This is a genomic window from Phenylobacterium sp., assembly GCF_036264965.1.
Classification (GTDB): domain Bacteria; phylum Pseudomonadota; class Alphaproteobacteria; order Caulobacterales; family Caulobacteraceae; genus Phenylobacterium.
In genome coordinates this window covers 38,621-59,112 of the sequence record NZ_DATAPY010000042.1, presented here as the reverse complement: position 1 = coordinate 59,112, position 20,492 = coordinate 38,621, and the positions used below count along the sequence as shown (strand labels likewise).

Below are 20,492 nucleotides of genomic sequence, written 5' to 3'. Positions count from 1 at the left end.
TCATCCTCCCCGCGCCTCATAGGCGGCGGGACGGCCGTCGCTGGCGCGCTGGTAGACGTGACGGAAGCGGTGGGTGGCCCTCTCCCACGCCTCCACGGTCGAGCCATCCGCCGGCTCGAAGGCGTCAAAGCCGCAGCGGACCATGTAGCCCGCCTGCTCGCGCAGCACGTCGCCCACGGCGCGCACCTCGCCCTTGTATTGGAACCGTTCGCGCAGCAGCCGCGCGGAGGTGTAGGCTCGCCCGTCGCCGAATTTCGGGAAGGCCAGCGCCACGACCGCGATCTCCGGAAGGTCGTAGGCCAGGGCCTCGATCTCCTCGTCGCTTTCCAGCCGCACGCCCACCTGGCGGCCCTCGCCCAGCAGGCTCTCGCCCTCAGCCTGGAAGCGGGTCAGCGAGACGATCACGTCGCCGGGCGGGATCGCCTGGTCGTCGGCGACGGCGGTGAAGGGATCCTCGGCGAGCACGAAGGCGCCGTTCCCATCTTCAGTTCTGGCGAGGCTAATGAACGTCGGCATAGACGGCCTCCTTGAAGGGGGCGACGCCGGTGCGCCGGAAGGTGTCGAGGAAGCGCTCTGCGCCCTGGCGCTCGCGCAGGTAGACGTCCACCAGGGTGTCCACCGCCTCGGCGACCCTGTCGTAGGGCAGAGCCGGGCCCAGGGCCTGGCCGACGCCGGCGTCTTCCGCCGCCGAGCCGCCGAGGGTGAGCTGGTAGAACTCCTCGCCCTTCTTATCGACGCCCAGGATGCCGATGTGGCCGACGTGGTGGTGGCCACAGGCGTTGATGCAGCCGCTGATCTTGATCTTCAGCTCGCCGACCCGCTCGGCGCGCTCGGCGTCGGCGAATTTCTCCGCGATGTTCTGGGCCACCGAGATCGAGCGCGCATTGGCCAGCGCGCAGTAGTCCAGGCCCGGGCAGGCGATGATGTCGCTGACCAGGTTCATGTTGGCCGTGGCGAGGCCCGCCTCGGCCAGCGCCGCCCAGACCTGCGGAACATCGTCCAGTCTCACGTGCGGGAGGACCAGGTTCTGCTCGTGGGTGACCCGGATCTCGTCCTGGCCGAAGCGCTCGGCGAGGTCGGCGACCACGTCCATCTGCTCGGCGGTTGCATCGCCCGGCGTCTGGCCGATGGCCTTCAGCGAGATCTCGACGATGGAATAGCCGGCGACCTTGTGCGGCTTCAGGTTGTTGCGCGCGAAGCGGGCGAAGGCCGGGCTCTTGACCTTGGCGGCCTCGAAGGCCTCCGACACCGCCGGCAGGGCCTCGAAGCTGGTGGGGGCGAAGGCGCCGCGGATACGCGCGAGCTCGGTGTCAGGCAGGTCGGCCGACGTTCCGATCTTCTCCCACTCGGCCTCGACCTGGCTCGCGAATTCGTCGCGGCCGAGCGCGGCCACCAGGATCTTGATGCGCGCCTTGTGGATGTTGTCGCGCCGGCCGTGGCGATTGTAGACCCTCAGGATCGCCTCCAGGTACGAGAACAGGCGCTGCGCGGGCAGGAACTGGCGGACGGTGGGTGCGATATGCGGCAGCCGGCCGAGGCCGCCGCCGACCATCACCTCGAAGCCCAGCACGCCGTCGCGGGCGCGCTTCAGGTTCAGGCCGATGTCGTGGGTCTTGGCCGCCGTCCGGTCCTTGGCGGCGGCGGTGACGGCGATCTTGAACTTGCGCGGCAGCCAGTTGAACTCCGGATGCACCGTCGACCACTGCCGGATGGCCTCGGCCCAGACGCGCGGATCGTCGATCTCCTCGGCCGTCGCCCCGGCGTAGGGATCGGCGGTGACGTTGCGGATGCAGTTCCCGGAGGTCTGGATGGCGTGCATGTCGACGCTGGCCAGGGCGTCTAGGATGTCCGGCGCGTCGGCCAGCTTGATCCAGTGGAACTGCAGGTTGGTGCGCGTCGTGAAGTGGCCGTAGCCCTTGTCGTAGGTGCGCCCGATCCAGGCCAGCTTGCGAAGTTGCGTCGGGTTCAGCGAGCCATAGGGTATGGCGACGCGCAGCATGTAGGCGTGCAGCTGCAGATAGAGGCCGTTCCGAAGCCGCAGAGGCTTGAACTGGTCTTCCGACAGCTCCCCGGCCAGGCGGCGAGCGACCTGGCCGCGGAACTCGGCGCTGCGGTCGGCCAGCATGTCCTTGTCGATCTGGTCGTAGCGGTACATGGCGGCCTCTACTTGCGCTTGATCAGGTCGACGCGGCCGGTGGAGCGGGCCGCGCCGTGGGCGAGCTGCAGGGCTTCGATGGCGGCGCCGCCATGTTCCTGCTTACCGTGGTTCAGATTGGTCGGGCCGAGCGCGCGGATGCGCTCGCGGTAGCTGACGGGCGCCCAGAGGCCCTGCGACTGGGTCAGGTCGATCAGATAGGGCTCGACCACGACCGTCGGCTGGTTCTTGCCGTGGGCCTCGGCGGCCTCCCCAGCCGGATCGTCGTCGGCGAACAGCTCAGCCTGGCCGAATTGCTCCACCCACTGGCCCTCGCGCCAGAACACGACCTCGCCGTCGATCAGGCGGTTGGCGGTGAGGGCCTTCATGCCCGCGCCTCCCGCAGGAGGGCCTGCAGTTGGGTGGGCTCATGAGCTTGCGCCAACGCCATGGCCTCGCCGACGATCAACAGCGCCGGCCCGGTCAGGCCCGAGGCCGCTTCGGCCAGGCCGGAGAGCGTGGTGACGATGCGGCGCTCGTCGGCGCGGCTGGCGTTTTCGACGATCAGGGCCGGGGTCGAGCCGGCGCGGCCCGCCGCCGTCAGACGGGCGGCGATCAGGGCGGCTTGCGACAGGCCCATGTAGATCACCACCGTCTGGTTGGCGCGGGCGAGGCTCGCCCAGTCCAGGTCCGGCTCAGCGCCGCCCGAAGCGTGACCGGTGACGAAGGTCACCGCCTGCGCCGAACCGCGGTGGGTGAGCGGCGCGCCGGCGTTGGCGCTGGCCGCCAGGGCCGCGGTCACGCCGGGGACGATATGGCACTCGACGCCTGCCGCGCGGCAGGCTTCCAGCTCCTCGCCGCCGCGGCCGAAGACAAAGGGGTCGCCGCCCTTCAGCCGCACCACCGTCAGGCCTTCGAGGCCGAAGGCCACCAGTATGCGGTTGATCTCGTCCTGGCTGTAGGAATGGCGCGACTTGCGCTTGGCGACCGAGATGCGCTGCGCCGCCGCCGGGGCAAGCGCCAGGATCTCATCGGAGACCAGGCCGTCGTGCACCACGACGTCGGCACTCTGCAGCACTTTCAACGCCTTGATGGTCAGAAGGTCGGGGTCGCCGGGGCCCGCGCCCACCAGCCAGACGACGCCGGCCTGGCGCCGACTCTTGCCGTCCAGCACCACCAGGCCGCTTGGGCGTCGTCCAGGTTGCCGTTGCGCCATGGATTAGGTTCTCTAATAAGCTTCGCCTACAAACCGGAACGGGACGGACCGAAGCCCGCCCCGCCGATATCCACCGATGAAAAGGGCCGAGACACCGGCGGACGCTTGCAAATAGGTGACGGGCCTCCCAATTCGCAAGCCAAGGACTTCTGCCCGGGCTGTCAGGAATTCTATGGAAAGACCAGTGGAACGAAGGCGTCTGCCGCCGCTGAACGCGCTCCGCGCCTTCGAGGCGGCCGCGCGCCACCTGAACTTCAGCCGCGCCGCCGACGAGCTGTCGGTGACGCCGGGCGCGGTGAGCCAGCAGATCCAGAACCTGGAAGACTACGTCGGCGCGGCGCTGTTCAAGCGCACGCCCAAGGGTCTGTTGCTGACCGATGCGGCCCAGACCGCCCTGCCCGCCCTGCGCGAAGCCTTTGACCGCCTGGCCGAGGCAGCCTCGCTGCTCACCGCCGCCGTCGATGGCCGCCGCCTGACCCTGACCGCGCCACCGTCCTTCGCGGCCAAGTGGCTGGTGCCGCGGCTGGGCGCCTTCGAACAGGCCCATCCGCAGGTCGACGTCTGGCTCTCGGCGGCTATCGAGCTCGTGGACCTGCAGGCCGGTGAGGTGGACGTCGCGATCCGCTACGGCGCCGGCCGATATCCGGGCCTGGAGGTCACGCGCCTGTTCTCCGAGACCGTGATCCCGGTGGCCAGCCCCGATCACCTGGCCGCCAAGCCGCTGGATACGCCCGCCGACCTCGCCAACCACATCCTGCTGCACGACGGATCGCCGGACCTCGACGACAGCTGCCCCGACTGGTCCATGTGGCTGGCCGCGCGGGGGCTGAAGACCATCGACGGCATGCGCGGGCCGCGCTTCAACCAGTCCAGCCTGGTGATCGAGGCGGCGGTCAACGGCCGCGGCGTCGCACTGGCCAAACGCACCCTGGCCCAGGCCGATCTGGAGGCCGGACGCCTGGTCGCCCCGCTGCAGATCGCCACCGCCGTGGACTTCGCCTATTACCTCGTCCATCCGAAGGCCAAGGGCCGGCTGCCACAGGTGAAGGCCTTCGTCAGCTGGATCGAGGCCCAGGCCGAGGCCCACCAGGCCGCCCTGCTCGCCATCGATAACGGCGCCGGCATCTAACCAGACGAGTTCAGTATGGATTTCTCGACCGACCCGCGGCCCGCGCCCGCCGATTGCAGCACCATGGCGGAGGTCCGCGTCGGCGTGGACGCGCTCGACCGGCTGCTGGTCGCCGTCCTGGCCGAGCGGCAGCGGTACATGGACGCCGCCGCGCGCATCAAGACCGACCGCGCCGCCGTGCGCGACAGCGCCCGCATCGAGGACGTGGTCGCCAAGGTGAAGGCCGCCGCCCGCGCGGCCGGCCTGTCGGAAGAGATCGCCGAGCCCGTCTGGCGCACCCTCATCGAGGGCTGCATCGCCTACGAATTCGGCGTCTGGGACGCACGGCGCCAAACCGTCTGAACGATACTGAAGTCCATACTTGACTAAGATCGTCTGCGTCTAGATAGTGAAGTCCATACTTCATTGTCAGCGCAGGAGGCGCTCATGACCCGTTCGCCCGTCGTCCACGACACCTTCATCATCGACCGCACCTATCCGGCCTCGGCCGAGCGGGTGTTCGGCTACCTTTCCGACCCGGCCAAGAAGCGGCGCTGGTACGCCGATGTCGGAGACCACCAGGTCGACGTCTTTGAGCAGGATTTCCGCGAGGGCGGAGCCGAGCGCAGCAGCTATCGTCTGGGCGACAAGACGCCGTTCCCCGGCCTGGTGATGGCCAATGAGGGCCGGTTCGAGGACATCGTGCCGAACATCCGCATCGTCATATCCACCAGCATGATGTTTGGCGGACGGCGGATCTCGACCTCGCTGATCACCTTCGAGCTGATCAGCCAGGGCGCGGAGACGCAGGTCGTCCTGACCCACCAGGCCTGCTTCTACGAGGGCGCCGACGGGCCTGAAATGCGCAAGGGCGGCTGGGTCGCGCTGCTCGACAGCCTGGGCCGGGCGATGGCCGACTAGGATGACGCCCGCCCTCGCCTCTCCGGACATCGGCCGCGTGTTCCACGCTCTCGGCGACCCGACACGCCGGGCGATCCTCGACCGGCTGGTCGAGGGCCCGTCGTCCGTCTCGCGCCTGGCCGAACCGCTAGGTGTCACGGTCACAGCGATCGGCCAACACCTGCAGGTTCTGGAGGAGACGGGCTTCGTGCGTACCCGTAAGCTCGGCCGCGTGCGCAGTTGCAGCCTCGACCTCGCCGGTTTCCGCACGGTCGAACAATGGGCCGCCGATCACCGCGCGCTCTGGACCGGGCGGATGGATCGCCTCGGCGACCTGCTGGCCGAGGACGACGACGGCTAAAGAGGCGACCGCGCTAGCCGGCGCGCGCCAGATAGCCGCCGATCTCCGCGACCGCCGCATCGAGGGCGCCCCTCACCTCGCCGAGCGCGCCCTCGCCTTCGGCCTCGGCTCGGGCACAGGCGTCGCCGAGCGCGACAGCGCCGACGCCGCGCGCCGCGCCCTTGATGGTGTGCGCCACGTCGCGCCAGCCCGGGTCGGCCGCGTCGAGCGATCCGGCCCACAGCTGGGCCTGCTGGCGGAACAGGGTCAGGACCTCGCGAACCACCTGCCGGTCGCCCGCTGCGAAGTCCTCCAGATAGGCGAAATCCACTGCGCCGTCAGAGCCTTGCGCCGTCACCTTAGCCCCCTCAAACCACAGCCTCCGGACGCGCCTTGCCAAGGCCGCGTTTTCGCGTATTTTCCGCGCCCTCGCCACCGGGGCTCGATACTGCCTCAGTTTCAGATCCGGTGCGACGGCGGGTGCTTAGCTCAGTTGGTAGAGCAGCTGACTCTTAATCAGCGGGTCGTGGGTTCGAATCCCCCAGCACCCACCATTCTTTCAAAGACTTAGCGGAAATCGAACACAGCGAAATCCCCTCCGGGGACACGGATGGGGACACAACATGTAGTCGCGTGTCCCCGCCCCTTCGAAATGTCGTTTTTAGGGGTTGGCGTGCTTTCGGAGTCACAACCTTAGGCGGGCGAGGGATGTCCAGATTTCCAGTCATGACCGTCATGCCGGGACTTCGGCCGGTCGCATTCAACAGCGGCAGCTTTTTAGACCGCCACGGCGCGGCGCGGCAGATCACCTTTGAATTCTTCCCAGGCCCGGTCCTGCACCTGAGGGTCGATGACGGGACGATGTGCCAGTTCGCCCCTTGGGACGACTTCCCGCGCTTTTGGAGCGCGACCGGCATCATGGTCACAGCACAAGGAGCCGGCGTTGCCCCGGCGATCTATGCCTTTGTCCGTGACCTCCTTGCGCCATGGGGCGCAATGATCGCGCCATCCGAGAAACTGACCGAAAATGGTCGCACGCTCTGGCGGTTACTTGATCCCAAGATCGAGATGGAATTCGTGGAAGCGGAAGGATGCTACCGCCCCGATCTGACAGGACTCGCGCCGCCGCAGCCGCCCCCACCGCCCCCACCGCCGGCTGCGGTGTGAGCGACGATCTTCGATCAGGTCAGCGAAGCTGAATGGCAGAGCTTTCTTGATTCGCCGGGAGCCACCGAATCGGCCAAGCTTCGTGCCCCCATGCAACAGTCAACCCGTCCAATCGTTGGGATGATCGCCGGTCTCGCAACCGCCTGTGCGGCGTCGCAAGGCATTGCCGCGCCGACCGCCACGACACCCGCACCGGACAAGATCGAAGTGTTCAAACAGATCGAGGCCGTGGCTGGTCAAATCTGCAAGAGCCCCGAGATGTTCGGCTCTACTCGCGCGGTCGATGGGCAGTTGTCAGGCCGGCTCAAGGTATCGACGCAGCTTCGGTGACGGGCGTCATCCTCGTCTAATCTGTCTTCCACGAAGACCCGGCAGGAGTCGAACTGCCCAGGACGGCAGGCCAATTCCGTCACATGATACCAACAAAGACGCCAACAAGCTCCCAGCTTCTGAACGTCTTGGGCGGCTCTCGTCGATCCGCGCCACTATTCCGGCGACTGATCGCCTAGAGCTTCAGTCTAGCTTTAGACAACGACCGCGCTTGGGGTCTCATGACCGCCGGGATGGCGGATGACGGGGTTCACATGGCCTTCTGATTACAGACATTGACGTGCGACCCCCCGGTGCGACATATGAACGATCAATCATTCGTTTGACGTGAGCGCGGGTGAAATTCCATGTGGAGTGATGGTCTTCGCGACGAAAGGCTTAGCCGCGCCGCGAACGGCGGTGCCCGGGACGGGTCGAGATTTCCGTGAACTCGAAGGCCGCGCCCGGATCGTCTTTGGCGCCACGGTCGGCGGACGCGCCGCGGTTTGCCGCCCTGGCGGCGCAGGACACAGCACCCTTCGACTGGACACGTGTCAGCACACATCTGGCCGGGGAGGGAATGAGTCTCGACCTGACGGTCGCCCCGCGGAGGTTTGCCGGCGGGCTCGCCAACCTGAACTACCTGATCTGGCTGGATGGAGCCTGGGCGGTCCTGCGGCGCGCGCCGAACGGCCCCCTGCCCCGGGGCGCCAACGACATGGTTCGCGAGCATCGCGTGCTCTCGTCCCTCTGGCGCGCGTTCCCCTTGGCGCCGCGCAGCATCCATCTTTGCGCCGATCCATCCGTGGCCGGGACGCCGTTCCAAATCCTGGAATATAGAGACGGGGCGATCCTGCGGGGCGCCGAGGTGTCGCCCCTGCCCGACACGGCCACAACGGGCGCGCGCCTCTCGGCGATGATGATCGACACCCTTGCTGCTGTTCACGCCGCGCCACTCGCCTCCGTCGGCCTGAACGATCTCGGGCGACCGACGGGTTTCGTGCGCCGTACGGCCGAAGGTTGGATCGCCCGGGCGTTCGCCGTGATGGGCGAAAGCCCGCCCACATCGGCTCGGGAGCTGATCCGATGGCTTACCGAGGCGCCGCTTCCGGAAGCTCAGCACCCCACGCTGCTGCACAACGACTTCAAGCTCGACAACATCATCCTCGATCCCAAGACGGCCGATGCTGTCGGGATCGTCGATTGGGATATGGCCACCCAGGGCGATCCGCTCCTCGACCTGTCCACGCTGCTCAGCTACTGGGCCGAGCCCGGCGATCCGGATGCCATGCAGGACCTAGCGCAGATGCCGACCGCGCGACCGGGGTTCTGGACGCGCGAGGCCGCCGCGGTCGCCTACGCTCGCCAGACCGGGCGGTCGCTCGACGCGTTCCGGGCGCATCGCGTCCTCGCCATCTTCCGGCTTGGCGTCGTCTTCCACCAACTCCACGCTCGCTACAAGTCCGAAGGGTCAAGCGACCCGCGCCACGGAACCTTCGCCCGCATTGCGGACGGGATCTTCGACTTCGGAGTGGACGTCGCGGCGGGAAAGCGATTTTGACCATGGGGTATCGAGAATCCGAGGGGACCGTCCCCGAACGTTTCAACTTCGGCCGGGACGTCGTGGATCGCCGGGCGCGAGAAGCGGATGGGCCGGCGCTGATCTGGGCCAACGCCCAGGGAGCCACGCGGCGGTTCCTCTTCTCCGATATTGCGCGCCTCTCCGCCCAGCTGGCTTCCGCTCTGGTCGCCCGGGGTGTCCGAAAGGGTGATCGGGTCCTCATCATGCTGCCGCGGATCCCCGAATGGCAGATCGCGATGGTTGCATGCTTGAAGCTCGGAGCAGTGGCGATCCCCTGCATCGAGATGCTTACGGGCAAAGATCTTCGCTATCGCATTGAACGCGCGGAGCCGACCTGCGCCATCATCCGCGCCCAACACCACGGTAAGTTCGAAGGCTTGACCGGACGTATTCCGACCCGCCTCTCCCTGGGCACCGCTCCCGGCTGGGAGGAATTCGACTCCGTCCTGGGCGCCGGAGACGAAAGCTACGAACCCGCCGAGGTCTCCGCGGAAGATCCCGCGATCCTCTATTTCACCAGCGGTTCCACCGGCCTGCCCAAGGGGGTGCTGCATGCCTCCCGCGCGATCTACGCTTGGCGCGGCGCGGCGCAAACCTGGCTGGACCTCGGTCCGGAGGACACCATCTGGTGCACGGCGGACGTGGGCTGGAGCAAGGCCGGGACCAGCATCCTCTTCGGACCCTGGAGCCAGGGCGCGTGCGCCTTTTTCTACGACGGCCCGTTCGATGCGCGCGGGCGCCTGGGCCTGATCGAGCGCTTTGGCGTGACCGTCTACTGCGCACCCGGGACCGAGCTTTTCCGGCTTGTCGACGAAGACATCGGTGCGTTCGATCTGAGCGCCCTGCGCAGGACGGTGACCGCCGGCGAAGCGCTCAATCCCGCTGTGGCGGAGCGCTGGAGGAGTGCGACTGGGCTCGACGTCGCCGAGGCCTACGGTCAGACCGAATCCTTGATGACGGTGATCAATCCCCCAGGACTTCCGCCGCGGCCGGGATCGATGGGTGTGGCCGCGCCAGGGTCCGAGATCGCCGTGATTGGCCCCGACGGCACGCGGCTTGCGGACGGGGTCGAAGGGGATCTGGCGATCCTGACGCCGAACCCGCAACTAATGCTCGGCTATTGGGGAGATCAAGAGCGCACGGCCCAGTCCTACCTCGATGGGCCGGACGGGCGCTGGTTCGTCACGGGAGACCGCGCAAAGCGTGACCCGGACGGCTATTTCTATCACCTCGGCCGAAGCGACGACATCATCAACTCCGCCGGCTATCGCATTGGTCCGAGCGAAGTCGAAAACGCGCTTCTCGAACACCCCGCCGTCTTCGAGACCGCCGCCATCGGCGTGCCGGATCGTGAGCGAGGCGAAATCGTCAAGGCCTTCGTCATCCTCAGGCCTGGCCACGATCCCGGCGCCGAGCTCGTCGCGGAGTTGCAGGCCCACGTGAAGGCCGCGACGGCGCCCTACAAATATCCTCGGCTCATCGAATTCATCGACGTTCTCCCCAGGACGCCGACGGGCAAAATCCAACGGTCCGAACTCCGGCGCAGCGAGGCCGCGCGCGCCGCCTCATCGACCATCTCAGGCGCCGGGACGTGACGTCCTTCGACCGCCCGGCCGGCCCTGCCCTATCTCACCGGCTGGCAACGGCGCCCGGCCACGACGGCGCATTCCCTCTTATCCAGAAGGCCACGAATGTCAGACGCTAGCGCGCCGGGTCGCACCCCTGCCCAGGACATCGCCGCTCAGGTCGAGGTTTTTGTTCGGACCGTCGTCGCGCCCTTCGAAAAGGACCCCCGGTGTGGACCCCATGGCCCGGAAGATGGTCTTGTCCACGAACTGCGCGGCCTGGCGCGCGACCGCGGACTTCTCACGCCTCATATCCTGGCCGACGGAACGCACCTGTCTCACGCCGACACCGCGCCGATCCTGCGCGCGGCGGGGCTCTCGCCATTGGGGCCCGTCGCAGTCAACGTCGCGGCCCCGGACGAGGGCAATATGAACCTCCTGGGCAAGGTGGCGACGTCGGAACAGAAAGCGCGATTCCTCAATCGGCTGCTCGAAGGCGGCCGATCGGCCTTCTTGATGACCGAGCCCGCGGAGGAGAACGGCGCGGGATCAGATCCCGCCCTCATGCGCACCTTCGCGAGGCCGGATGGAAATCACTGGGTGATCTCGGGGCGAAAAACGTTCATCACCGGCGCCCAAGGCGCCGGTGTCGGCATCATCATGGCGCGAACAGACCCGGGCGACGGACAGGGCGCGGCCACCATGTTCCTGGTCGATCTGCCAGATCCGGCCGTCCGTATTGAGCGCATTCTGGACACCATCGACAGCTCGATGCCGGGGGGCCATGCGGTGGTTGCCATCGAGGATCTCCGTGTGCCGGCCGATCAGATCCTTGGGGCGCCGCACAGAGGGTTCGAATATGCCCAAGTGCGACTGGCGCCCGCCCGACTGACACATTGCATGCGGTGGCTCGGCGCCTGCACGCGCGCTCACGAGATCGCGACCGACTACGCTTGCCGCCGCCAGGCTTTCAAACGCCGCCTGATCGAACATGAAGGCGTCGGCTTCATGCTCGCCGACAACCTTATCGATCTGAAGCAGTCCGAGCTCATGATCGACTGGGCCGCCAAAGTCCTCGACTCGGGCCTTCATGGCACATCGGAAACCTCGATGACCAAGGTCGCGGTCTCGGAGGCGTTGAGCCGTGTCGCGGATCGCTGCGTCCAAGTCATGGGTGCCACCGGCGTTTCGAGGGAGACGATCGTTGAACAGGTCTACCGCGAAGTCCGCGCCTTCCGAATTTACGACGGACCAAGCGAGGTACACCGTTGGTCACTGGCAAAGAAGGTCGACCGCGACTGGCGTGCGTCGCAATGACTCTGTCGGCCGACCTCAGTGGCGTCACCGCGCTGGTGACAGGAGCCTCGAGCGAGGGGTTCGGGTCACATTTCGCCCGTGTGCTCGGTCGTGCCGGCGCGTCTGTGGTGGTGGCCGCTCGCCGCGTCGAGCCGCTTGAAGCTCTGGTTAGCTCAATCAGGAGCAGAGGCGGCCAGGCTCGCGCCGTCGCGCTGGATGTCACCCGTGCGGAGTCGGTTGAAGCTGCGGTGGCTGAGGCCGGTGCAATCGACGTGCTCGTCAACAACGCTGGCGTGGTGACAACCGGAGCTGCCCTCGACCAAAGCGAGGCCGACTTCGATCGGGTGGTTGACACCAACCTGAAGGGCGTCTGGCTGGTGGCGACCGAAGTGGCGCGGTCCATGCGCGCTCGGGGCTGCGGCGGGTCGGTCATCAACATCGCGTCGATCACGGGTCTCAGACAGGCCAACAGCGTCGCGCCCTACGCAATCTCAAAGGCCGGGGTGATCCAACTGACCCGGCAATTGGCGCTGGAACTGGCGCGGTTTGGGATCCGCGTGAACGCGCTCGCGCCCGGGTACTTTGTCACCGACCTGAACCGCGACTACTTCGAGAGCGAAGCGGGGCGCGCTCTGGTGAATCGGATCCCGCAACGGCGTGTCGGCGCCACGTCCGATCTGGACGGTCCGCTGCTCCTACTGGCGTCTAAGGCCTCAAATTTCATGACCGGCAGCGTCATCACCGTCGATGGCGGCCATTGCGTGTCCTCGCTGTAGCCGCCGCGAATAGAAAGGCTTTCAAGATGGCGGAGCCGCTGCTCTTCCAGCCCATCACCATCCGCGGCGTTGAACTCAAGAACCGGATCGTCGCATCGCCGATGTGGCAATACCGCGGCGTTGGTGGCCACAGCACCGATTGGCATCTGATGCACCTCGGCCGTCTCTCCGACGGCGGCGCTGGACTGGTGTTTCAAGAGGGAACGGCCGTTGAGCGTCGAGGCTGCGGCACCGTTGGTGACCTGGGGTTATGGAGCGATGAGTTCATCCCAGGCCTGCGACGAATCGTGAACCTCGTCCGGGCCAACGGCGCGGTCCCAGGCCTGCAGCTGATGCACGCCGGCCGCAAGGGCCGCCAACGCCTTCCCGCAGACGGTCGAGGCCCTCTGCAGCAGTCGCCCGAGATTACTGATTGGGATGGTTGGGAGATCGTCGGCGCGAGTGCGATTGGGCTCGACGATCACCATCCCATCCCACGCGCGCTCACGACCGCGGAAGTGCAGAACCACGTGCAGGCCTGGGTCGAAGCCGCGCGGCGCGCCACGCAAATCGGATACGAGGTTCTCGAACTGCATGCCGCGCACGGCTATTTGCTGCACCAATTTCTCTCGGCGGCCACCAATCGTCGTCGGGATCGCTACGGTGGCAGCTTCGCAAACCGTGCGCGGCTTCTGACTGAGATTTTGGAAGGCGTTCGGACCGTCTGGCCGGACGACAAGCCCGTGTTTGTCCGGCTTTCCTGCGTCGACACAGACGGGTGGTCGATCGAGGACTCCGTCCGACTGGTGAACCGACTAAAGCCGCTTGGCGTTGATCTTATCGATTGCACCAGCGGCGGAATCTACGGCCCCCTGCTACCCTCCCACGTAAAGCCGACCTACGGCTACCAGGCACCCTATGCTCAGGCCGTCCGGTATCGGGCGCAGATTCGCACCTGCGCCGTAGGGCTGGTGGTCCACGCCGAGCAGGCCGAGGCTATTTTGACCGCGGGATCAGCCGACCTAGTCGCGCTTGCCCGAGAGCTGCTCTACAATCCCAATTGGCCCATCGACGCCGCCCAGAAGCTGGATGCGGATCCTACGTTCGCCAAGACCGCCCCGCGGTTGCGATACTGGCTGGCCAAACGCGCTGCGGACGTAGAGGGCTTCGTCCCGTCGACGTTCAGTTCGCCCCGCTAGATCGGGCCTTGGACGACGGTGGACCCAACGCAGCCCAGAGTCCGTCGAGCGGCTTGGCGCCGGAGAGCCCATCGATGAGGGCTTGGATTTCGTCCGCGCGTCTTTCGCCGACGACCGGATCAGCTAGGGCATGGAATTTCCCAGCGACCTCCTGATCGGTCATTGGATTGTCCGGTGAACCCTTGGGACTGGCGTTGGCGTCACGCAGGACCGAGCCATCGGCGCCTTCGATCTCGATCGTCGTCTGATGATAGTGGGTCAGGGTATCATCCGCGTCCAATGTCACCCGCCCGTAGGCCTGCTGCAGCTTCGGGTCCGCCAGATATCGTTCGAGCGCCTCGCTATGGGCCGGCAGGATCGTGGGGCAGCCGCTCGCGGCAAGGGCGACGCAGTATTGCGCATGGAACCTGGCCTCGTTCGAGGTCCTGGGCGGGGTGGAACGCCCCATGACGCGCATGACATAGGGCGCGACCCGCACCCGGATTGCGCGCGCGTTCTCAAGCTCGGCCGGAGCTTGACGGGACACTGTGTCCAAGGCGGAGTGGATATATCCGCAGCACGCGTGGACCTTGCGCCTCGGGCGCGACAGCGCCCAAGTGTCTACCTCGATCGCACCGGCGTCGAGTTCGCGCGACACGGTCTTCGAGAACCCCATTTCCCCGTCCAGGATCGAGGGCGGTCCGCTCATTCCCGCACCGGCGTACCGCGCCGCGAGCAGGCCTACCGAGGCCGGCCAAGCCCCGAACAGGAGGGGCTTCATGCTTGAGCCGGCGCCGAAAATGGCTTCGGCCGGGCACCAGCCCGCCAACCCGCCTGCGATGTCCAGCGCGGCTCGTGTCTGCTCTGCGTTGAGGTTGCGCAGCCGCGCGCTTCCCGCCGCGACTCCGACCGTGTTGGCGAGACCGATCATGCCCATCCCGCACTCGGAATAGGGCTTCAGCGTCGAATAGAGCGAGTTGTAGATTCGCGTCGTGACTTCGATCCCGACAATCGTTGCGACGAGCAGCGCGTCACCTGAGGCGTTCAACTCTTCCGCATTGGCAAGCATCGCCGTGACATTAGCGATGCCCGCGTGTCCCCCGGTGAGATCATTCAGCTCGAAGATATCTCCGAAGTATCCGTTGCAACGCGCCGCGTCCTGAGCGCGCAGCGAAACACTGGTCCCGATGACTCTGCACGGGCCGCCCCCATCCCTCTCAGCGGTAAGCAGCATGCTTGCTTCGGGAGTCTGACTTCCCGCGAAAATGCAGCCCAAGGTGTCCAGTATCGACAGTTTGCCTTGCGTCCTCACCTCCGTCGGCACGTTCGGCAAATGGAGCCCACGGGCGAAATCAGCGAGCCGGTGGGTCATTGTCTCGCTGCGCATCGGCATCCCCTCGCTTCACGTCTCAGTTCGACGCCACGGCCTCTCCGGCCCGGGACGATCGAGCCCTCACTGAATGAATGGCCGCTCAGCAGATAGTCGTAACGCCTCAGATGCACGCCGGTCAAACCGACGGCGGTCCAAGGGTTGAACGTCGTGGCCCTGACGGTGCACCGGCGACGAACCAGCGGCGCCCTTGACAGGGCCACAGGCGAATATATGAATGAACGTTCAAACATACACTGATCTTGAGGCAGTTCGAGTGATGGGAATGTCTTGGTTATCGGCGCCGTCCTCAGTCGGCCCTCGCGAAAAGCGGAGCGCTCTGCGGTGCGGAGGGCCTCTAACCGCCAAGCCGCGGCGCGTCGGCGAACGTCCGCGCTTTCCTATCTTGAAGGCCTAGGGCGGTGACGCGCACCAGCGCGGCGATTTTTGAGATCCGCTTGGCAAATGCGCGCCGCCACCTTGGCGGTGGGTTGTGTGCGCATCAGACGAAAAGGAAATTGATCCGTGCGGTTTGACGGTAAGACGGTCCTCGTGACCGGGGGGGCTTCCGGCATCGGGCTTGCAACCTGCAATCGGTTCGCCGAGTCCGGCGCATCGGTGATCGTCGCGGATCTGAACACGGACCGGGGCGCGGCAGCCGCAGAGGAGATTCAGTCTCGGGGCGGTAGCGCCCGATTCCTCCACCTCGACGTCACTGACCTTTCGTCGATCAAGGCGGCCGCTGATGATCTGGGGGCGACATCAGCCGGTTTGGACATCCTGGTGAATGTCGCCGGCTGGGACATCATCGAACCCTTCATCGACAACTCCCCGAGCTATATCGACAAGGTTGTGGCGCTCAATTTCTTGGGGCCGGTGCGGGTTACGCAAGCCCTGCTGCCCCTCCTGATCGCCTCGGGCTCGGGGCGGATCGTGCACGTTGCTAGCGACGCCGGCCGCGTCGGCAGCACCGGCGAAACCGTCTATGCCGGCGCCAAAGGCGGCGTAATCGCGCTGACCAAATCCCTCGCGCGCGAGCTCGTCCGGCACAACATGCGGGTCAACTGCATTTGCCCTGGCCCCACGGACACGCCCTTGTTCGCCAACCAGCCCGAGAAAATGCGGGAGGCCCTCATCCGGGCGATTCCAATGCGGCGCCTGGCCAAAGCCGAAGAAGTTGCGGACGGAATCTTGTTCTTCGCGAGCGACTATTCGAGCTTCATTACGGGCCAGATCCTGAGCGTGAGCGGCGGACTTACCATGGTCGGCTAGCCCGTGAAGGAACTTTATATCGACGACGAGGCGGAGCAGTTCCGCCGGACGGCGGCGCGTCTCGCCAGCGCTCACATCCGACCGCTCGCCCAATCGTGCGACGCTGAAGACCGCTTCCCCGCACACTTGAAGCAGCCCCTCTTCGAGGCTGGCGTCCTGACCATGCCGATTCCGGAGGCGTACGGCGGCGTGGGCGCATCCACGCAGGCGGTGTCGGTCGTGTTGGAAAAGGTCGCCCATGCGTTCGGGACGATGGGGCCGGTGCTTCTCTCCACCTTCTCCCCCATCAAGATCGTCGCCGCGGCTGGAAAGCCCGACCAGCAGAAGGCCTTCTTTGAACAGCTGACCGCCAAGCCCTCCATCGCGGCGTTTTGTCTTTCGGAACCGCATTGCGGGTCGGATGCCCGCGCCATGCGGACCCGAGCCAAGCGCACCGGTGGTCGTTGGATGATCAGCGGCCAAAAGCGGTGGATCACCAACGGCGGCGTCGCTGACCACTACCTGCTGTTCTGCAGGACCGGCGAAGGACGCGAGGATATCAGCACCTTTGTCGTGCCGGCTGGCGCTCCGGGTCTGTCCTTCGGCGCGGGCGAAAAGAAGATGGGCCTGCGCGGTGGGCCGCTTTGCGATGTCAACTTCGACGATGTCGAGGTGGGCGAGGAGAACCTCATCGGCGACGTTGGCGACGGCTGGCGTATTCTGCAGGGCATCGCGAACACCATGCGATGCTGGGGCGCAGCCTCCATCTGCCTTGGCATCGCCCGCGCGGCCCATGAGATCGCCGCCAAATATGCTGGCGAGCGCAACGCCTTCGGCCGCCCGATCGGGCGCTTCCAGGGCGTCGGCTTCAAGATCGCCGACAACGCGACCGTATTGCGAACGGCCCAGCTCTTGGTCCGCGACACCAACTGGCGTGTCGATCAGGAATTCCCGAACGTGTCGGATGTCACCATGGCTCAGGTCTCAATGGCGAAATGCTATGCCGCCGACGTAGCCATGCGGGTGACGACGGAAGCCCAGGTCCTCGGCGGCTACGGCTATATGCGCGACGCGCAGGTCGAGCGGATGATGCGCGACGCGAAAGCATTCCAGATCCTGGACGGCTCAAACGAAATCCAGCGCCTGCTCGTGGCGCGCCATGTCATCCGGCAACATCAATAGTTTCAAAGCATTCCTGGGAGAGCGTCATGGATTACACCGACATTCTTTATGAAGCGGGCGAAGGTATCGCCACGATCACCATCAACCGGCCAGATCGTCTGAACTGCTTCCGAGGTCGCACGATCGAAGAACTCCTCGATGGCTTCCGCCGCGCCTGGGCCGACCGCACTGTCGGCGCGGTGATCTTAACTGCCGCCGGCGAGAAGGCGTTTTGCGTGGGCGGCGACCAGAAGGAGATGATGGAAAAGGGTACCTACGGGACAAGCGCCAACGGCCTCTGGGAAATCGACGAACTCCACATGGTGATCCGCAACATCCCGAAACCCGTAATCGCCGCGGTGAACGGATACGCGATCGGCGGCGGGCATGTCCTCCACGTGATCTGCGACATGACCATTGCCGCGGACACCGCCAAGTTCGGCCAGGCCGGGCCCAGAGTCGGGTCGTTCGACGCCGGCTGGGGTTCGGCCTATCTCGCGAGGATCGTCGGCGAGAAACGGGCCCGTGAGATCTGGTTCCTCTGTCGGCAATACGATGCCCAGACGGCGCTTGACTGGGGTCTGGTGAATGAGGTGGCGCCGGCCGCTGAGCTGATGGAAGCGGCGCGCTCAATGGCCAAGGAGGTTCTCGCCCTCAGCCCGACGGCGCTGAAGTTCCTCAAGCACGCCTTCAACGCCGACTCCGCTCATATCTTCGGGCAAGCGAAGATGGCGGGCGATGGCTTGTCGGCGTTCGTCAACAGCGAAGAAGCCCGCGAGAGCCGGGGGGCGTTCCTGGAGAAGCGGAAAGCAGACTTTTCCCGCTTCCGTTAGAAGCTCGTAGAGCCGATCAACGCGTAGCAACCCGCTCACAGCGGTCGCCCCGCTCGCGGGCCAGGCGGCTAGTCAGCCTGGTAGCCGCTCAGTCGTCGACCCAAGACCTGGCGTCGCCGATCAATGAGTCTCGGCGATAGCCTGACCGTTGATGGTCAAGCCGCCATATGAGTCGGTCACGATGTTCCTAAGGAACCGCGCCGGGAAATTCAGTTGCGGCTCGGAGACGGCATCAAGCGCGGCCATCTCCTCGGGCGTAAGCCTCAGGTCGAGCGCGCCAACATTTTGATTCAGCTGGTCGATCGTCCGCGCGCCCAGGATGGGCGATGTGACGCCGGGCTTCGCGCACAGCCACGCCAGAGCGATGTGGGCCGCCGGAACACATCGGCGTTCGGCGACCTCGGATACTGCGTCGATCACCTCGAAGCCGACCTTCTGCACGGTTGCAACAACATTCTTCGCCCGCCGTGGCGTGTCGCCCTCCAAGCTATTGCGCCCGTACTTGCCGCTTAGCGCGCCAGACCGCAGCGGGCTCCATGGCGTGACGCCCAAGCCCATTTCTTGCGCCATTGGGATGAGTTCGCCCTCAACGGTGCGCTCCAGAAGCGAGTATTCCAACTGGATCGCTGAAAGCGGCGTCCACCCGCGAAACATGGCCGTAACCTGCGCTTCGGCCACACGCCAAGCGGGCGTGTCGGAAAAGCCGACGTAGCGGACCTTGCCCGACGACACCAAGGTGTCCAGGGTCCGAAGTGTCTCGTCCAACGGGACGAAGGGATCGGCCCAGTGCATCCAGTAAAGGTCCAGATAGTCGGTCTTCAGGCGGCGCAGCGACTGCTCGCAGGCGGCGATGATCGCACTGCGACTTGCACCGCCTCCATTTGGGTTGCCTGGAAAATGGTTGCAGCTGAATTTCGAGCCAATCACGACGCCGCCTCGCCGCGTTGAGCCCCGAGACAGATAGTCCCCGATGATCTCCTCAGACCGCCCTCTCGCATAGAGGTTCGAGGTGTCGACGAAATTGCCGCCCAAGTCGGTGTAGCGGCCCAGAATCTGCTGGGAGACCGTTGGGTCGGACCCAAAGCTCTCGTCGCCGAACGTGGCTGTGCCCAGGCAGAAGGGACTGACCTTAAGGCCCGATCGCCCGAGGGTGACGTAGTGGTCCAAGGGCATGTTTTCGAGTCCTTCTCAAGTTCGCCTGACGATCTCAATTGGAGGGTGGTCGGCGCTGTAGGCCGCGCCGGAGTCGAGGCCCCGGACACCCTCAGTCGTCCGTCAGTTCCAGCTCCACTTTGCCGAAAGCGCCCATATCCACCACCACCCGCTTGACGTCGTCGATCCAGACCGTGGCGACCATCGTGCCTGTCATCACCACCATGTCCTTGGTGAGCCTGGTTCCCTCCTGGCCCAGATTCTTGACAAGCCAGGCCAAGGAATTGAGCGGGTGCCCCATCACGTCGGCCCCGCGGCCTTGTGAATGAATCTGGCCGTCGAGCACGACGGCACCCTCGACGGCGGCGAGGTCGAAATCGCGCCAGTTCGCAACCGCCTTCCCGACGACGATGCCCGCGCACCAGGTATTGTCGGCGATTAAGTCCAGCACGTTCAGGGTCGCGTAGTCGGCATGTCGCTTGTCTGCCAACTCAACGGCTGGCATCGCCGCCTCTATGAACGGGATCAGGTCTTCCGGCCGGAAGGCTTCCAGGTCGACATCGACGTCCGCCCCCATACGGAAAGCGATCTCGGCCTCAATGCCGAGATCCTGGAAGTTCCGGCGTGGCAAGCGCGCGGGGCTGGAATGCATGTCTTCCGCAACCAGCGTCCCTGGGATGGGTCCCGCCAGCCCCGCCATGCGTTGCGCGGCCAGGCTACTGGCCGCGACCTTATAGCCGCAGACGGTCGCCCCGCGCTCCGCGATGAGGGCGCACTGCAGAGCGTAGGCGTCCGACAAATCAACCGGCAAAAGGTCGTCTGGCAGGGCCCTGTAGGGCCGTCCCGATGCCCACTCGGCGATCCGCCATCGGGCGGCGGCTTCATTTCGGGAAGGCACCATCTCAATCCCTGTGGTGAATGAACGACCCCTCATTCATACGCTCGGTGGGTAGGCATCGCAATTCGCTTTCAGGGCCGCGGCGGCGGGGGTCGCAAGCCGGGGTCACGGCCCGCGCTGAGGCTGGACTCCAACCAATGGGCTAACTACAAATGAGCGACCATTCAGTCATTGCGAGCTGCGCCCGCTTAATCGTCGTCAGTCTTGGACGGTCCGGTCGCGAGTCGAGCCTCGGCGTCTGGGAATGGAATTGAGGGGCGACCACAATCGCCCGGCGC

Annotated in this window: 22 protein-coding genes and 1 tRNA gene; 15 read left to right on the top strand and 8 right to left on the bottom strand. The window is 65.8% G+C overall.

Annotation, left to right across the window (positions count from 1 at the left end; translation table 11 throughout):
* The 4 genes from VHS75_RS06285 to cobA are packed head-to-tail and all read right to left on the bottom strand — an operon-like array spanning window position 1 to window position 3,350.
* Complete coding sequence (locus tag VHS75_RS06285) at window positions 1-516, bottom strand: DUF934 domain-containing protein (protein WP_329637757.1); 516 nt, start codon at window positions 514-516, stop codon at window positions 1-3.
* Entirely contained in the window at window positions 500-2,155 is a 1,656-nt protein-coding gene (locus VHS75_RS06280) for a nitrite/sulfite reductase (RefSeq protein ID WP_329637756.1), read from the bottom strand. The genes VHS75_RS06285 and VHS75_RS06280 overlap by 17 nt, the downstream gene beginning before the upstream one ends.
* Window positions 2,156-2,163: 8 nt before the next feature.
* Window positions 2,164-2,523, bottom strand: a complete 360-nt coding sequence (locus tag VHS75_RS06275; RefSeq protein ID WP_329637755.1) for a DUF2849 domain-containing protein — start codon at window positions 2,521-2,523, stop codon at window positions 2,164-2,166.
* Window positions 2,520-3,350, bottom strand: coding sequence for a uroporphyrinogen-III C-methyltransferase (cobA, locus tag VHS75_RS06270; protein WP_329637754.1), 831 nt, complete (start codon window positions 3,348-3,350; stop codon window positions 2,520-2,522). Before cobA ends, VHS75_RS06275 begins: the two co-directional genes overlap by 4 nt.
* Before the next feature lie 172 nt (window positions 3,351-3,522).
* On the opposite strand from cobA, the gene gcvA reads away from it, so the two are divergent.
* The 4 genes from gcvA (at window position 3,523) to VHS75_RS06250 (ending at window position 5,719) form a co-directional block, all read left to right on the top strand.
* Window positions 3,523-4,479, top strand: coding sequence for a transcriptional regulator GcvA (gcvA, locus tag VHS75_RS06265; RefSeq protein ID WP_329637753.1), 957 nt, complete (start codon window positions 3,523-3,525; stop codon window positions 4,477-4,479).
* A 15-nt stretch (window positions 4,480-4,494) separates the two neighbouring features.
* Window positions 4,495-4,821 carry a chorismate mutase gene (locus tag VHS75_RS06260; RefSeq protein ID WP_329637752.1) on the top strand — a complete coding sequence of 109 codons (327 nt, stop codon included), beginning with the start codon at window positions 4,495-4,497 and terminating at the stop codon, window positions 4,819-4,821.
* Window positions 4,822-4,905: 84 nt separating this feature from the next.
* The gene (locus tag VHS75_RS06255) at window positions 4,906-5,379 is read left to right on the top strand and encodes an SRPBCC domain-containing protein (RefSeq protein WP_329637751.1); all 474 of its coding nucleotides are present in this window, start codon (window positions 4,906-4,908) and stop codon (window positions 5,377-5,379) included.
* A 1-nt stretch (window position 5,380) separates the two neighbouring features.
* The gene (locus tag VHS75_RS06250; protein ID WP_329637750.1) at window positions 5,381-5,719 is read left to right on the top strand and encodes a metalloregulator ArsR/SmtB family transcription factor; all 339 of its coding nucleotides are present in this window, start codon (window positions 5,381-5,383) and stop codon (window positions 5,717-5,719) included.
* Between the two features lie 13 nt (window positions 5,720-5,732).
* On the opposite strand, the gene VHS75_RS06245 is transcribed toward VHS75_RS06250, so the two are convergent.
* Window positions 5,733-6,056, bottom strand: coding sequence for an Hpt domain-containing protein (locus VHS75_RS06245; RefSeq protein WP_329637749.1), 324 nt, complete (start codon window positions 6,054-6,056; stop codon window positions 5,733-5,735).
* 120 nt (window positions 6,057-6,176) lie between these two features.
* Here VHS75_RS06245 and VHS75_RS06240 point away from each other — a divergent pair.
* The 8 genes from VHS75_RS06240 (at window position 6,177) to VHS75_RS06205 (ending at window position 13,571) form a co-directional block, all read left to right on the top strand.
* Window positions 6,177-6,252: transfer RNA gene (locus VHS75_RS06240), tRNA-Lys, on the top strand.
* A gap of 172 nt (window positions 6,253-6,424) precedes the next feature.
* A complete protein-coding gene (locus tag VHS75_RS06235; RefSeq protein WP_329637748.1) occupies window positions 6,425-6,865 on the top strand; it encodes a hypothetical protein in 441 nt (146 codons plus the stop codon).
* A gap of 120 nt (window positions 6,866-6,985) precedes the next feature.
* Window positions 6,986-7,195, top strand: coding sequence for a hypothetical protein (locus VHS75_RS06230; RefSeq protein ID WP_329637747.1), 210 nt, complete (start codon window positions 6,986-6,988; stop codon window positions 7,193-7,195).
* A gap of 424 nt (window positions 7,196-7,619) precedes the next feature.
* Entirely contained in the window at window positions 7,620-8,735 is a 1,116-nt protein-coding gene (locus tag VHS75_RS06225) for a phosphotransferase family protein (RefSeq protein ID WP_329637746.1), read from the top strand.
* 62 nt (window positions 8,736-8,797) lie between these two features.
* A complete protein-coding gene (locus VHS75_RS06220; RefSeq protein ID WP_329637745.1) occupies window positions 8,798-10,351 on the top strand; it encodes an acyl-CoA synthetase in 1,554 nt (517 codons plus the stop codon).
* Window positions 10,352-10,447: 96 nt separating this feature from the next.
* Complete coding sequence (locus VHS75_RS06215; protein ID WP_329637744.1) at window positions 10,448-11,638, top strand: acyl-CoA dehydrogenase; 1,191 nt, start codon at window positions 10,448-10,450, stop codon at window positions 11,636-11,638.
* Window positions 11,635-12,393 (top strand): SDR family oxidoreductase, encoded by a 759-nt coding sequence (locus VHS75_RS06210; protein WP_329637743.1) that lies wholly within the window; start codon window positions 11,635-11,637, stop codon window positions 12,391-12,393. Before VHS75_RS06215 ends, VHS75_RS06210 begins: the two co-directional genes overlap by 4 nt.
* 26 nt (window positions 12,394-12,419) lie before the next feature.
* Window positions 12,420-13,571, top strand: coding sequence for an NADH:flavin oxidoreductase/NADH oxidase (locus VHS75_RS06205; protein WP_329637742.1), 1,152 nt, complete (start codon window positions 12,420-12,422; stop codon window positions 13,569-13,571).
* Here VHS75_RS06205 and VHS75_RS06200 read toward each other — a convergent pair.
* Entirely contained in the window at window positions 13,555-14,943 is a 1,389-nt protein-coding gene (locus VHS75_RS06200) for an MmgE/PrpD family protein (protein ID WP_329637741.1), read from the bottom strand. The two genes, VHS75_RS06205 and VHS75_RS06200, sit on opposite strands and share 17 nt — an antisense overlap.
* Before the next feature lie 501 nt (window positions 14,944-15,444).
* Here VHS75_RS06200 and VHS75_RS06195 point away from each other — a divergent pair.
* The 3 genes from VHS75_RS06195 to VHS75_RS06185 are packed head-to-tail and all read left to right on the top strand — an operon-like array spanning window position 15,445 to window position 18,164.
* The gene (locus VHS75_RS06195) at window positions 15,445-16,191 is read left to right on the top strand and encodes an SDR family NAD(P)-dependent oxidoreductase (RefSeq protein WP_329637740.1); all 747 of its coding nucleotides are present in this window, start codon (window positions 15,445-15,447) and stop codon (window positions 16,189-16,191) included.
* A gap of 3 nt (window positions 16,192-16,194) precedes the next feature.
* Window positions 16,195-17,352, top strand: a complete 1,158-nt coding sequence (locus tag VHS75_RS06190) for an acyl-CoA dehydrogenase family protein (protein WP_329637739.1) — start codon at window positions 16,195-16,197, stop codon at window positions 17,350-17,352.
* 26 nt (window positions 17,353-17,378) lie between these two features.
* Window positions 17,379-18,164 (top strand): enoyl-CoA hydratase-related protein, encoded by a 786-nt coding sequence (locus tag VHS75_RS06185; RefSeq protein ID WP_329637738.1) that lies wholly within the window; start codon window positions 17,379-17,381, stop codon window positions 18,162-18,164.
* 120 nt (window positions 18,165-18,284) lie between these two features.
* Here VHS75_RS06185 and VHS75_RS06180 read toward each other — a convergent pair whose 3' ends face one another.
* Both VHS75_RS06180 and VHS75_RS06175 read right to left on the bottom strand, forming a co-directional pair.
* Window positions 18,285-19,331, bottom strand: coding sequence for an aldo/keto reductase (locus tag VHS75_RS06180; protein WP_329637737.1), 1,047 nt, complete (start codon window positions 19,329-19,331; stop codon window positions 18,285-18,287).
* A gap of 97 nt (window positions 19,332-19,428) precedes the next feature.
* Window positions 19,429-20,217 carry a hypothetical protein gene (locus VHS75_RS06175; protein WP_329637736.1) on the bottom strand — a complete coding sequence of 263 codons (789 nt, stop codon included), beginning with the start codon at window positions 20,215-20,217 and terminating at the stop codon, window positions 19,429-19,431.
* Window positions 20,218-20,492: the final 275 nt, after the last annotated feature.